Annotated in this window: 14 protein-coding genes, 1 tRNA gene and 1 other RNA gene; 13 read left to right on the top strand and 3 right to left on the bottom strand. The window is 74.5% G+C overall.

What is annotated here, in order from left to right:
• Positions 1 to 39 precede the first annotated feature (39 nt).
• Positions 40 to 870, bottom strand: coding sequence for a formate dehydrogenase accessory sulfurtransferase FdhD (gene fdhD, locus JQN72_RS12700; protein ID WP_204134106.1), 831 nt, complete (start codon positions 868 to 870; stop codon positions 40 to 42).
• Positions 871 to 937: 67 nt separating this feature from the next.
• Between fdhD and JQN72_RS12705 the strand changes: the two genes are divergently transcribed.
• The 11 genes from JQN72_RS12705 to JQN72_RS12755 all read left to right on the top strand — a co-directional run bounded on the left by JQN72_RS12705 (position 938) and on the right by JQN72_RS12755 (position 8917).
• Positions 938 to 1468, top strand: coding sequence for a PH domain-containing protein (locus tag JQN72_RS12705; protein WP_204134107.1), 531 nt, complete (start codon positions 938 to 940; stop codon positions 1466 to 1468).
• Positions 1465 to 3018, top strand: a complete 1554-nt coding sequence (locus tag JQN72_RS12710; protein WP_204134108.1) for a PH domain-containing protein — start codon at positions 1465 to 1467, stop codon at positions 3016 to 3018. Before JQN72_RS12705 ends, JQN72_RS12710 begins: the two co-directional genes overlap by 4 nt.
• 36 nt (positions 3019 to 3054) lie before the next feature.
• Positions 3055 to 3492, top strand: coding sequence for a DUF3052 domain-containing protein (locus JQN72_RS12715; RefSeq protein WP_204134109.1), 438 nt, complete (start codon positions 3055 to 3057; stop codon positions 3490 to 3492).
• Between the two features lie 78 nt (positions 3493 to 3570).
• Complete coding sequence (locus tag JQN72_RS12720; protein ID WP_239100146.1) at positions 3571 to 4047, top strand: peroxiredoxin; 477 nt, start codon at positions 3571 to 3573, stop codon at positions 4045 to 4047.
• Positions 4048 to 4115: 68 nt separating this feature from the next.
• Positions 4116 to 4188 (top strand) — tRNA-Val (locus JQN72_RS12725).
• A gap of 1 nt (position 4189) precedes the next feature.
• On the top strand, positions 4190 to 5038 hold the full coding sequence (locus JQN72_RS12730) for a Nif3-like dinuclear metal center hexameric protein (protein WP_204134111.1): 849 nt from the start codon (positions 4190 to 4192) through the stop codon (positions 5036 to 5038).
• Positions 5035 to 5775, top strand: coding sequence for a zinc ribbon domain-containing protein (locus JQN72_RS12735; protein WP_204134112.1), 741 nt, complete (start codon positions 5035 to 5037; stop codon positions 5773 to 5775). Before JQN72_RS12730 ends, JQN72_RS12735 begins: the two co-directional genes overlap by 4 nt.
• Entirely contained in the window at positions 5772 to 6689 is a 918-nt protein-coding gene (locus JQN72_RS12740) for a reverse transcriptase-like protein (RefSeq protein ID WP_204134113.1), read from the top strand. Before JQN72_RS12735 ends, JQN72_RS12740 begins: the two co-directional genes overlap by 4 nt.
• A 93-nt stretch (positions 6690 to 6782) precedes the next feature.
• The gene (locus JQN72_RS12745; RefSeq protein ID WP_204134114.1) at positions 6783 to 7196 is read left to right on the top strand and encodes a rhodanese-like domain-containing protein; all 414 of its coding nucleotides are present in this window, start codon (positions 6783 to 6785) and stop codon (positions 7194 to 7196) included.
• Positions 7193 to 8419: an O-succinylhomoserine sulfhydrylase gene (locus JQN72_RS12750; protein ID WP_204134115.1), complete on the top strand. Its 1227-nt coding sequence runs from the start codon at positions 7193 to 7195 to the stop codon at positions 8417 to 8419. Before JQN72_RS12745 ends, JQN72_RS12750 begins: the two co-directional genes overlap by 4 nt.
• A 33-nt stretch (positions 8420 to 8452) precedes the next feature.
• Positions 8453 to 8917, top strand: a complete 465-nt coding sequence (locus tag JQN72_RS12755; RefSeq protein ID WP_204134116.1) for an SRPBCC family protein — start codon at positions 8453 to 8455, stop codon at positions 8915 to 8917.
• Positions 8918 to 9009: 92 nt separating this feature from the next.
• On the opposite strand, the gene JQN72_RS12760 is transcribed toward JQN72_RS12755, so the two are convergent.
• Both JQN72_RS12760 and JQN72_RS12765 read right to left on the bottom strand, forming a co-directional pair.
• Positions 9010 to 9900 (bottom strand): oxygenase MpaB family protein, encoded by an 891-nt coding sequence (locus tag JQN72_RS12760; RefSeq protein ID WP_204134117.1) that lies wholly within the window; start codon positions 9898 to 9900, stop codon positions 9010 to 9012.
• Positions 9901 to 9977: 77 nt separating this feature from the next.
• Positions 9978 to 10724, bottom strand: coding sequence for a YaaA family protein (locus JQN72_RS12765; protein WP_204134118.1), 747 nt, complete (start codon positions 10722 to 10724; stop codon positions 9978 to 9980).
• 32 nt (positions 10725 to 10756) lie between these two features.
• Between JQN72_RS12765 and JQN72_RS12770 the strand changes: the two genes are divergently transcribed.
• Both JQN72_RS12770 and rnpB read left to right on the top strand, forming a co-directional pair.
• Positions 10757 to 12205: an RNB domain-containing ribonuclease gene (locus JQN72_RS12770; protein WP_204134119.1), complete on the top strand. Its 1449-nt coding sequence runs from the start codon at positions 10757 to 10759 to the stop codon at positions 12203 to 12205.
• A 20-nt stretch (positions 12206 to 12225) separates the two neighbouring features.
• An RNA gene (gene rnpB / locus JQN72_RS12775) (RNase P RNA component class A) lies at positions 12226 to 12550 on the top strand; the annotation flags it as partial.

Raw genomic sequence — 12550 nt, forward strand, 5'->3', positions numbered from 1 at the left:
CAACCCGGGTCCCCCTACTGGACGGTACGTCGAGGGCGGTCAGGCGCGGACGCGGTCGGTGCGGCTGTAGAGGGAGAAGCGTGGGCCGCGGGCGAACGCCGCGAGGGTGATGCCGCTCTCGGCCGCGAGCTCGACGGCGAGGGACGTCGGTGCCCCGACGGCCACGACCACCGGGACACCTGCCACGGCCGCCTTCTGGACGATCTCGAAGCTGGCCCGGGCGCTGACGACGAGCACGGTCCCGGCGAACGGCAGGTCGCGCTCTCGGGCGAGGGCGCCGACGACCTTGTCGACCGCGTTGTGCCGGCCGACGTCCTCGCGCACGGCGAGGACCGTGCCGTCGGGGGTGGTGACGCCGGCGGCGTGCACGCCACCGGTGCGGTCGAAGACGGGCTGACGCTCGCGCAGCGCGTCCGGCAGGGACGCCAGCACCTCCGGGGTGACCGTGACCGGGTCGGCCGCGACGTCGACCCGGCTCACGGTGCGCACGGCGTCCACCGAGGCAGCACCGCACACCCCGCAGGCGCTCGTCATGGCCTCGGTGCGGTCACGGGCGGGACGCAGCAGCGAGACGCCCGGGGCGAGCGCGGCCTCGACGACGTTGAAGGTGGGCGAGCCGTCCGGCCCGAGGTCGGTGCAGTGCATCATCGTCGCCACGGCGTCAGCGCCGGCGACCATGCCCTCGGTGACCAGGTGGCCCAGGGTGAGGTCGAAGTCGTCGCCCGGGGTCCGCATCGTCGTCGTGACGACGGCTCCGTCGACGCGCACCTCGAGGGGCTCCTCGACGGCGACCGTGTCCGGGCGCCCCACGGTCGCCGCGCGCCCGAGGTCGACCCGGGTGCGCGGGACGCGCGTGGTGACCCGACCCATGACGGCATCCAAACACACCCCGGCCCCGGCCCGGTGTCCCGGCGACGTCCTCGGGCACACTGTGGCCATGACGGACACGCTCACGGGGTCGCCCGGTCCGACGGGGGACGACTCCGACCACGTGACCCTGCGCGGTGGGGACCTCGGCTGGCGGCCGGTCTCCTCCGCCCTCGCCACGGTGCGGCTCATCGTCCTCGGGTGCGTGCTCGTCGCCCCGCTCGTGGTGTCGGTCGTCGTCGCGGTCCTGGTCACCCCGTGGGTGTGGCTCGGGACGCTCGCCGTGCTGCTCGTCGCCGCGTGGGGGGTCTGGATCGTCCGGAGGCAGGTCAGCGCGATCTCCTGGGTCGAGCTCGACGAGGAGATCGTCATCCGCCGGGGCCGGCTGTTCCGGACCCTCGTCAGCGTCCCGTACGGACGGCTGCAGTACGTCGACATCCAGTCCGGTCCGCTGATGCGGGCCTTCGGCATCGCGTCCTGCGAGCTGCACACGGCCTCGCCCGAGAGCGGTGGCGCGCTGCCGGGCCTACCGACCGCCGAGGCCGAGGAGCTGCGGGCGCGGCTCGCCCGTCGCGGCGAGGCCCAGCGGGCCGGGCTGTGAGCACCGCCGAGCCTCCGCCCGAACCGCCCGAGGACCGGACCGGCGACGAGGGCTGGCAGCGGCTGCACCCGCTGTCGCCGATGCTCCGCGGGGGGCTCTTCCTCGTCGCCGTGGTCGGCTACCTCGTCAGCGGTGTCGTGGACCGCACGCTGCGCTCGGTCGACGACTCGCTCGGGGTCCCGGGTGCACCGGACACGACGGAGGGGCTGGAGTTCCTGGCCCGCATGCCGCTGGTCGGCGCCTCGGTGCTCGTCGTCGTGCTGGCCCTCATCGGCGTCGGTAGCTGGGTGTCGTGGCGGTTCGCGCGCTTCCGGGTCGCGGACGGACAGGTCGAGCTGCGCTCGGGGGTGCTCTTCCGACAGCACCGGCAGGTGCCCCTCGAGCGCATCCAGGCGGTCGAGACCACCCGCCCGCTGCTCGCGCGGCTCACGGGGCTCTCGCAGGTCGTCGTCCAGTCGGCCGGGGGGTCGGACTCCCATCTCGCCCTCGCCTACCTGCACCAGGCTCGCGCGGAGGAGGTGCGGGCCCACCTCCTCGAGCTGGCCGGACAGGCCGACGAGACGGTCGCGGGGGCCGTGGTCGGGCCCGGAGACGGGCCCGTGGGGGTCACGACCCACCGCGCGGCCACCGAGGAGGAGCCGGTCGTCACGGTGCCGAACGGGCGGCTGTTCGTCGCGACCATCCTCCACGGGTCGAGTCTGGCCCTCGCGCTCATCGCCGCTCTCGCGCTCGGCTCCGCCGGTGCGCTCGAGCTCGGGGTCGTCGTGCTCGGCGCCGCCCCCGCCCTCGTCCCGGTGGTCTTCGGCCTCGGGGTCGTGCGGGTCAAGGAGCTTCTCGTCCACGGCAACTTCGCGCTGAGCCGGACGGGGACCGCCCTGCGCATCCGGCACGGCCTCACCGAGCTGCGGGCCGCGAGCGTGCCGTTGCACCGCGTGCAGGCCGTCGAGGCCGTCCAGCCGCTGTGGTGGCGGCCGTTCGGGTGGTGGCGGCTACGGGTCAACGTCGCCGGTGTCCACGGCAGCGACGGTGACGACGGCGAGACCACCCTGCTGCCGGTGGGCACGCTGGAGGAGACGCTCGCGGTCCTCGCGATCCTCGGTGCCCGGTCGGACGACCCGCTCGTCGCCACGGCACTGCACGGCTCGGGCCCGGACGGCGGCTGGGTGGGCCCGCCGCGTGCCGCGCGCTGGTTCGACCCGTTGTCCTGGCGGCGGATCGGCTACGCGCTCTCCGACGCCACCGTGCACCTGCGCTCGGGGAGGCTCGGACGCCGCGTCGCCATCGTGCCGTACGCGCGGGTGCAGTCGACGACCCTCGGCCAGGGCCCGATCGAGGCCCGGCTCGGCCTCGCGAGCGCGAAGCTCGTCTCGACGCCCGGCCCGGTGTCCGCGGGGGTGCGGCACCTGACCGTCCCGGACGCCGAACGGTTCCTCGACGTCGTCGGCGAGCGCACCCGCGTGGCGCGGCGTCGCACCGGCACCGCGACGTCCGGGGACACGCCGCTCGCGGTCGCACCTCTTGCACCGGACGCGCCGCGGTTGGTGGACTAGGCCGCGCAGGGTCGTCAGAGATGAGAGGTTGACAGCGTGAACACCCCCGCCCCTCCGCCGGTTGATCCCGGCTCCGCCGGTTCCGGTGCCGTCGAGCGGCTCGGCTTCGCCCGGGAGCTCGTCGTCCAGGAGTTCGGCTACGACACCGACGTGGACGACGCGTTCCGGCTCGCGGTGGAGGGTGCCTGCGGCGCCGAGATGGAGGACGACGAGTACACCGGCGTCGCCGACGCCGTCCTCCTGTGGTTCCGGCCCGAGGACGGCGACCTCGGGGACGCGCTCGTCGACATGGTGGGTGTCCTCGACGACGGTGGCTTCGTCGTCCTGCTCACCCCGCGGGGCGAGGACGAGGTCGACCCCAGCGACATCGACGAGGCGGCGGTCGTCACCGGTCTGCACCTGGCCGGGACGTTCAACGCCGCGGACGACTGGCGGGCCCACAAGCTGGTCGCGCCCAAGTCGGCCCGCCGCTGACCGTCGGCCCCGGGCGGCGGGCGTCGGGGTTCGACGTCCGGCGCGATCGTGTCGGCCCGGACTGGCAGGATGAGCCCCATGACCCGCACGAGCCCGCTGGAGCCCGGCGACCTCGCTCCGGACTTCACGCTCCGCGACCAGAACGGCGCCGACGTCACGCTCTCTGAGCTCACCGCCGAGAAGAACGTCGTCGTCGTGTTCTACCCGTGGGCCTTCTCGGGCATCTGCACCGGGGAGCTCGACGAGATCCGCGACCACCTCGAGAACTTCGTCGGCGACGACCTCCAGGTCGTGTGCGTCTCGTGCGACCCGATGTTCAGTGTCCGTGCCTGGGCCGACATCCAGGGGTACTTCTTCCCGCTGCTGTCCGACGCCTGGCCGCACGGTGCGGTGGCCTCGGCGTACGGCGTCCTGGACGAGCGCACCGGCGCCGCCCTGCGCGGCACCTTCCTCGTCGGACGGGACCGCACGGTGCGCTGGACGCTCGTCAACGGCGTGGGGGAGGCCCGGGACTTCTCGGGCCTGACGGCCGAGGTCGAGTCGCTGTCGGTCTGAGCACGCGGGACGGCGACCTGCCAGAATGCTCGCGGCTCCCCGGCCGCCGTGGCAGGGTGAGCCCTTCGGGGCCTGTAGCTCAGCTGGTAGAGCGCCGCGTTTACACCGCGTCGGTCGTCGGTTCGATCCCGGCCGGGCCCACATGAGCGACGAGGCACCCACCCTGCGCGAGGTGCTCGACGTCGTCGAGCACCTGTACCCGCCCGAGCACGCGCAGTCCTGGGACCGCGTGGGGCTCGTCACGGGCGACCCGGACCAGCCGGTGCGCCGGGTGCACCTCGCCGTGGACCCGACCCTCGCGGTCGTCGAGGAGGCACGCGACCTCGGGGCCGACCTCCTGCTGACCCACCACCCCCTGCTGCTGCGGGGCGTGCACTCGGTGGCCACGACCTCGGCCAAGGGTGCGACGGTCACCGGTCTCGTCGTCGGGGACGTCGCGCTGTACGTCGCCCACACGAACGCCGACGTCGCGGACGAGGGAGTGTGCGAGGCGCTCGCGGACGCCTGCGGGCTCGGACACACCGAACCGCTGCTCGTCGTCGAGGGCCGGCCGCTCGGCAGGGTCGGTGAGCTCGACGCCACGACGACACTGCGTGACTTCGTCGAGGCGCTGGTCGTCCACCTGCCGCCGACGGCGGGTGGGGTGCGGGTCGCCGGCCCGCCGGACGCCCCGGTCCGGAGCGTCGCCGTGCTCGGGGGCTCGGGAGACGACCTCTTCGACGCGGTGCGGGCGTGCGGCGCCGACGTGTACGTCACGGCCGACCTGCGTCATCACCCGGCGCTGGAGGCACGGGAGGAGGCCCGCGACGGGACCCCGTACCTCGTCGACGCCGGGCACTGGGCGAGCGAGCACGTGTGGCTCGCCCGGGCCGAGGGGGCGCTGCGTGCCGGCCTCGGGGAGGCCGCCACTAGGGTGGAGACCCACATCAGCACAGTGCGCACCGACCCCTGGACGTTCGTCGTCGGTGCCGACGAGGGAGGTACCCCGTGAGAGCCGAGTCCGCCCGCCAGCAGCGGCTGCTCGACCTCCAGGCCATCGACACCCGGCTCGACCAGATCGCCCACGCGCGGCGCACCCTGCCGCAGCTGGCCGAGCTCGCCGACCTCGAGGGCAAGGCCCGCCTCCTCGACGACCAGCTCGTGCGGTCGCGCACCGAGCTCGGTGACGTCCAGCGTGAGGTCGCGAAGGCGGAGTCGGACGTCCAGCTCGTCCGTGACCGCGCAGAGCGGGACCAGAAGCGGCTCGACTCGGGGGTGGGCACGGCCAAGGACCTCCAGGCGCTGCAGCACGAGCTCGAGTCGCTCGGCCGCCGCCAGTCCGAGCTCGAGGACGTCGAGCTCGAGGTCATGGAGCGTGCCGAGGCGGCCGAGCACGACGTCGCCGAGCTCGAGCGCGGGCGCGCCGAGCTCGCCGAACGGATCACCGGGCTCGAGTCCGCGCGGGACGAGGCGCTCGCCACCCTGGACACCGAGGCCACGGAGGTCGCCGCGCCCCGCCCCACCGTCGTCGGCGAGGTGGGGGAGGACCTCGTCACCCTGTACGAGAAGATCCGGGCCGGCTCGGGCGGTACCGGGGCGGCCGCGCTGAGCCAGCGCCGCTGCGGTGGGTGCCGGCTGGAGCTCAACCCCGTCGACATCTCCCGCATCCGGAGCGCCGACGAGGACGAGGTCGTCCGCTGCGAGGAGTGCAGCCGCATCCTCGTGCGCACCCCCGAGTCCGGGCTGTGAGCCGGCGCCTCACGGTCGAGGCCGACGGCGGCTCGCGCGGCAACCCGGGGGTGGCCGGCTACGGCGCGCTCGTCCGGGACGGCGCCACCGGCGCGCTGCTCGCCGAGCGGGCCGAGCCGCTCGGGAAGGCGTCGAACAACGTCGCGGAGTACCGCGGGCTCATCGCCGGCCTCGAGGCGGCGTACGCCATCGAGCCGGGGGCCGACGTCGTCGTGCGGATGGACTCCAAGCTCGTCGTCGAGCAGATGTCCGGCACCTGGAAGATCAAGCACGAGGACATGAAGCGCCTCGCGCTGCGGGCTCGCGACGTCGCGGCGGCCATCCGCACCGCCGGGGGGTCGGTGCGCTACGAGTGGATCCCGCGGGCCGAGAACTCCGACGCAGACGCGCTCTCCAACGACGGCATGGACGGTCTGACGGTCGACCGCCGGCACGACGACGTCGGCTCCGAGGCGGAGGACGGGGAGGCCGCCGCGTGCGACCCGGCCACGGTGCGGAGCGGGACGCCGGTGCGGGTGGTCCTCGTCGCCGAGGCCACGGGCGCGGCGTCGAGGACGGCTGCGCAGGCCGTCGAACGGCTGCTCGGCGGTGCGCCCCGCCGGCTGCTCACGGCGCCGGGGGAGGCGTCCGTCGAGACCGCGGCCGAGGTCGGGGACGCGCTCGGTGTGGACCCCGTCGTCGACGCCGGCTGGGACGTGGGGGTGGATCCGGCGGACGCCTGGGGACGGGTCGTCGGGCGAGGAGGGACCACGGTCGTCGTGTGCCCGCCCGACACGGTCCGCGCGGTGCTCGGCCACGTGCTCGGGATGCCCGCAGGGCGCTCCGGACGCCTCGCGGTCGCGCCGGGCTCGCTCGCCGGCGTCGAGGTGTGGGCGGGCGACGACGTGTCCGTGGCCTTCACCAACCGCACCTGACCGGAGGCAGGGCGGGCCAGGAGACCGACGCGGGCCACCGTGTCCGATGAGACATCGGGACAGGGCCGTGCCGACGTGTCTACCCTCGTCGGCATGGCCTACGCAGGAGACGTCACCCCGCCCGAGGCGTACACGGCGGTCACCGGTCCGGACGACGCGGTGCTCGTCGACGTGCGCACCTCCGCCGAGTGGTCCTTCGTCGGCGTGCCGGAGCTCGGCTCCTCGGGGCGCCGGCCGCTGTTCGTCGAGTGGAACCGCTTCCCCGGGGGCGCGGTCAACGACGGCTTCGTCGACGAGCTCCGGGCCGCGGGCCTCGAGCCCGGCCGGCCGGTCTACTTCCTGTGCCGGTCCGGCGTGCGCTCGGTCGCCGCCGCCGAGGCGGCCACCGCGGCCGGCCTCGGCCCCGCGTACAACATCGTCGAGGGCTTCGAGGGGCCGGTCGACCCGGCCGGCCACCGCAGCGTGTCCGGCTGGAAGGTCGACGGGCTGCCCTGGCGGCAGCAGTGAGCGACGCCCCGGGCCCCGAGCACGCGCTCCGGCCGCGCACGCTCGCGGTCCGCGGCGGCCTCGAGCGCAGCGGCTTCGACGAGACCGCCGAGTCGCTCTACCTGACCTCCGGGTTCGTCTACGAGTCCGCAGCCCAGGCGGAGGCGGCCTTCAAGGACGAGGTCGAGCACTACATCTACAGCCGGTACGGCAACCCCACCGTCACGGTCTTCGAGGAGCGGATGCGCCTCATGGAGGGCGCCGAGGCCTGCTTCGCCACCGCTTCCGGGATGGCGGCGGTCTTCACGGCGATGGCCGCGCTGTGCGGCGCGGGTGACCGCGTCGTCGCCTCGCGGGCCCTGTTCGGCTCGTGCTTCGTCATCCTCGACGAGATCCTGCCGCGCTGGGGAGTCGAGACCGTGTTCGTGGACGGCGCCGACCTCGACCAGTGGCAGGACGCCCTCGCCACCCCGACCACCGCCGTGTTCTTCGAGACCCCGAGCAACCCGATGCAGGAGCTCGTCGACATCCGGGCCGTCTCCGACCTCGCCCACGCCGCCGGGGCCACCGTCGTCGTCGACAACGTCTTCGGCACCCCGGTCTTCAGCCACCCGCTCGCGCACGGCGCGGACGTCGTCGTGTACTCCGCGACCAAGCACATCGACGGTCAGGGCCGGGCTCTCGGTGGTGCCGTCCTCGGCCCGGCGGAGTACATCGACGGCCCCGTGAAGAACCTCATGCGGCACACCGGCCCGTCCCTCTCCCCGTTCAACGCGTGGGTCATGACCAAGGGTCTGGAGACCCTCGACCTCCGGGTCCGCGCGATGGCCGACTCCACCCTGCACATCGCGCAGAGGCTCGAGCAGTGGATGGCCGACGGCCGGGGCCTGACCCGGGTCGTCTACCCGCACCTGCCGAGCCACCCGCAGCACGACCTCGCACTGCGTCAGCTCGAAGGTGGCGCGGGTACCGTCGTCACCTTCGAGGTCGTGGGCGGCAAGGGCGCGGCCTTCGCGATGCTCGACGCGTTCCGGCTCGTCGACATCTCCAACAACCTCGGCGACGCGAAGTCCCTGACGACCCATCCGGCGACGACGACACATCGCCGGCTCACCCCGGAGGCCCGTGCTGCCGTCGGCATCACCGACGGCACGGTCCGGGTCTCGGTCGGCCTCGAGGACACCGAGGACCTCCTCGAGGACCTCGACCACGCCCTCGCGGCGGCCGAGGCGGCCACGCGCTGAGCGGTGAGGCCACCGCGCTGTTAGCGTCGCGCCATGCCCTCTCGCGACGTCGTCTCCGTCCAGCGCCTCATCCCCGCGGCCCCGGAGCCCATCTTCGACCTCCTCGTCGACCCCGCGGGCCATACCCGGATCGACGGCGGCGGATCGGTGCGCGGCGCGCGCAGCGGCGGCCGGCGCCTGACGCTCGGAGACCGGTTCGGGATGGACATGAAGATCGGGGCTCCCTACTCGACGAGCAACACGGTCATCGAGTACGAGGCGAACCGCCGGATCGCCTGGCAGACGCTGGCCGGGGGCGTCCTGAGCAGGTTCGTCGGCGGACGCATCTGGCGCTACGAGCTCGAGCCGGTCGACGGCGGCACGCTCGTCACCGAGTCCTGGGACATCTCGCAGGAGGCGGCGTTCAGCAAGCCGGCCGTGCGCCGGATGGAGGGGATGACGCGGCGCAACATGGCGTCGACGCTCGAGCGCATCGACGAGCTCGTCACGGGCGGCTGACGCCTGGGCCCCGCTCCGAGGTGGGGACCGGCCGGACGACGGCCTGGGCTCACCGTGAATCGGACGTGCGGGGGGCGGCCCTCATCCCTCGGTCAGTCGCCCTCGACCGCCGCCCGACGCTCCTCCGCGACGCCCGCCATCGCCCATCTCACGGCCTTGGTGCCCACGAGCCCCAGGGCGCCCGCCGTCCCGGCCACCGGCCCGGTGACGGGTAGCCGCAGCTGCCGACGTGCCCACGGCGGGAGCAGCGCCACACCGCCGGACGCGATGAGCCCGTACCCGGGCCGGGCGGTCCACGGCAGGGGAGGGTCGAGGAGCAGGAAGCGGGCGGCGTCCCGGGCCGCCGGTGTGGCCCGCAGCACGGGGCGGTAGGCGGTGAGCGCGTCGTCCAGCGCCGCGACGTCGGTGGGGACGTCCGCGGCCCCGAGCCGGCGGGCCACCACGGCCGCCTGGGCGACGTAGGTGTCGGCCTCACCGTCGGTGAGCGGTTCGGCGGCGTAACGCTGGAAGGCGCGCAGGAAGCTCCAGGCCTCCGCGACGTGCACCCAGCGCAGGAGGTCCGGGTCGGACGCCCGGTAGGGGACACCGTCGTCGTCCCGACCGCGGACCCGGTCGTGGACGTCCCGGACGCGTTCGATCGCCTCTTCGGCGTCCGGCACGGTGCCGAACGTCGTCGTCGCGAGGAACCGTGACGTCCGCTGCAGCCTGCCCCACGGGTCGCCCCGGTATCCGCTGTGCCCCGCCACGCCTGCCATCGCCGAAGGGTGGAGGGACTGCAGGAGCAGGGCGGCGACACCGCCGGGGAACATGGATGCCTCCGCGTGCACCCGCCAGACGGGGTCGTCGGGCCGGAACCAGCGCTCCCCACGGCGGCCCCAGATGACCGCGGCGCGCTCCGGGGCGTCCTCGCCCGCCACCCGGGCGCGCAGGGCGTGGCCCAACCGGCGCTGCGCCGCCCGGCCGATGCCGTCGATGACCGTCATGTGCCTCCGTCCGCCGTGGGGTCCACCACGTCCAACGGACGATGGACCCGTCGCGCTTCCGGGTGTCGAAGGTTGGGTCAGGGCGCCCGGACGTCGAGCACCCAGGGCGTGCCGGCACGGTCGGGTTCGTGCAACGTGGTGGCGAACGCTCCGGACACGACGTCCGCGACCGCGGGCACCGACCGTGCCGCCACCCCGGCCTCGCACAGATGCCGTGCGACGAGACCGCGGGTGTGCTTCGCCATGTGGCTCGCTCCGGGGACGCGGACCTGCACCCACCGCTCCGTGAGCGTGCCGCGGGGACGCCACGCGGCGACGTAGGCCGCGGACCGGCAGTCGACGAGCACGCCGCGTCCGGCGGCCTCGGTGAGCGGGGCGTCGAGGGCCTCCCGCCAGGCGGTCGCCAACGGTCCCACTCCCGGCAGGGTGACGCCCATCGCGAGCCGGTAGGCGGTGATCCGGTCGGTGGGCCGGACCGCCCCGTGCAGGGCGGAGACGACGACGAGCCACCGGTTGGCCCGCCGGCGTGCCGAGGCGTCGAGCCCGGGGAGGTCGAGCGCGTCGTAGAGGACTCCGGTGTACACCTGCGCCGCCGGCGTGGCGGGCAGGGTCGCGAGCTCGACATTGCGGCCGACCTCGTCCAGCACACCCTCGGACACGCCGAGCACTGCGGCGGCGTCGGGCGTGGCACTCACCTCCGCGAGCGCTGCCGCCACCCGTGCCCGCAGCGGTGCGAGGGTGGGGAAGGACCAGGTCGCAGGGTCGGCCGGGTGGCCGCGGCGACGGTTCCACTTGGACTCCGACGGCGGGAGGAGGACGAGCACAGGGGCAGCGTACGGAGGTTAGGTTGGGGAACATGCCGCACCCCATCGTCGTGCTCCGGCCCACCGACGTGGACACGCCCCGCGACGTCGAGGCGGCCCTGCTCGCCCGGTTCGCCTCGGTCCGTGCCGAGCTCGGCATCGACGGCCCCTACCCTGCGGACGCGCTCGCCGAGGCCGAACGGGTGCTGGCCGACGGCCCGGACCTCCCGGATCGGGACGGTACCGACGTCCCGTACGTCACGCTCGACCCGCCCGGCTCGATGGACCTCGACCAGGCACTGCACATCGAACGCTCCGGCGACGGCTATCGGGTCCGCTACGCCATCGCCGACGTGCCTGCCTTCGTCCGGCTGGGTGGGGCGCTGGACCACGCGACCCGCGAGCGCGGCCAGACCGTGTACTGCCCGGACACCCGGGTGCCGCTGCACCCGCCCGTGCTGTCGGAGGACGCCGCGAGCCTGCTGCCCGGCCGGGTCCGGCCGGCGTTCGTCTGGGACCTCCGGCTCGACGCCGAGGGCGTGCTGGGGACGGCCGAGGTCCACCGGGCCCTCGTGCGCAGCACGGCGCGGCTCGACTACGACGGCGTGCAGCGTGACGTCGACGCCGGCACGGCGGACGAGCAGATGCTGCTGCTCCGCAAGGTCGGCGAGCTCCGGATCGCCCGCGAGCGGGCCCGCGGCGGGGCCAGCCTGCCGATGCCCGAGCAGGAGGTCACCCCCCGTCCGGAGGGCGGGTTCACCCTCGAGTTCCGGCCACCCGTCGCGGCCGAGGAGTGGAACGCCCAGATCTCCCTGCTCACCGGTATGGCCGCGGCGCGGATGATGCTCGACGCCCGGGTCGGAGTGCTGCGCACCATGCCGGCGCCCACCGACGAGGCGGTCGCCCGGTTCCGGCGCGCCGCACGGGGACTGGGCGTCGAGTGGCCCGAGGGCCAGCCGTACGGCGACCTCGTCCGCGGGCTCGACCGCACCGACCCCTGCCACCTCGCCCTCATCCACGAGGCCACCTCGCTGTTCCGCGGGGCGTCGTACACCGCGCTCGACGGCACCGTTCCGGAGCAGACGGAGCACGCGGCCGTCGCGGCACCCTACGCGCACGTCACCGCACCGCTCCGACGGCTCGTCGACCGCTTCGGCCTCGTCGTGTGCGAGGCGCTGTGCCGTGGCGCCGAGGTGCCGGCCGAGGTGCGGGCCGCGCTCCCGGAGGTCCCGGACCTCATGCGGAGCACCGACCGCACGGCGCGCACCGCCGAGCGGGCCTGCGCGGACGCCACCGAGGCGGCCGTCCTCAGCAGCCGGACGGGGGACTCCCTCGACGCCGTCGTCGTCGACCACACCGAGAAGGGCATGGAGGTCCAGCTGGTCGACCTGCCGGTGCTCGCGAACGCGGTGGGCGACCGCGGGAAGCTCGGCGACACCGTCGCCGTCCGGGTCGAGACCGCCGACGTCGCGACGGGGACCGTCCTGCTCCGGCGCGGGTGACCCCTAGACTGTCCCGCGGACGAGTCGGGCGGACGGTCGCGTCGGTGGGTCTCCCACCGCCGAGGAAGGTCCGGGCTCCGAAGGGCAGGATGGTGGCCAACAGCCACCCGGGGCGACCCGCGGGACAGTGCCACAGAGAACAGACCGCCCGCGCCGTGAGGTGCGGGTAAGGGTGAAACGGTGGTGTAAGAGACCACCAGCGGCCTGGGTGACCAGGCCGGCTCGGTAAACCCCATCCGGAGCAAGCCCAGACAGCGTGCGTTGGAGGGCTGCCCGCCCGAGCACGCGGGTAGGGTGCTGGAGGTGGTCGGCAACGGCCACCCGAGATGGATGACCGTCACCGCT

Source organism: Phycicoccus sp. CSK15P-2 (genome assembly GCF_016888005.1).
Classification (GTDB): Bacteria; Actinomycetota; Actinomycetes; order Actinomycetales; family Dermatophilaceae; genus Phycicoccus.

Coding starts and splice junctions, on each gene's coding strand:
- fdhD (WP_204134106.1), bottom strand. CDS start 870: ATGGGTCGGGTCACCACGCGCGTCCCGCGCACCCGGGTCGACCTCGGG.
- JQN72_RS12705 (WP_204134107.1), top strand. CDS start 938: ATGACGGACACGCTCACGGGGTCGCCCGGTCCGACGGGGGACGACTCC.
- JQN72_RS12720 (WP_239100146.1), top strand. CDS start 3,571: ATGACCCGCACGAGCCCGCTGGAGCCCGGCGACCTCGCTCCGGACTTC.
- JQN72_RS12730 (WP_204134111.1), top strand. CDS start 4,190: ATGAGCGACGAGGCACCCACCCTGCGCGAGGTGCTCGACGTCGTCGAG.
- JQN72_RS12745 (WP_204134114.1), top strand. CDS start 6,783: ATGGCCTACGCAGGAGACGTCACCCCGCCCGAGGCGTACACGGCGGTC.
- JQN72_RS12755 (WP_204134116.1), top strand. CDS start 8,453: ATGCCCTCTCGCGACGTCGTCTCCGTCCAGCGCCTCATCCCCGCGGCC.
- JQN72_RS12760 (WP_204134117.1), bottom strand. CDS start 9,900: ATGACGGTCATCGACGGCATCGGCCGGGCGGCGCAGCGCCGGTTGGGC.
- JQN72_RS12770 (WP_204134119.1), top strand. CDS start 10,757: ATGCCGCACCCCATCGTCGTGCTCCGGCCCACCGACGTGGACACGCCC.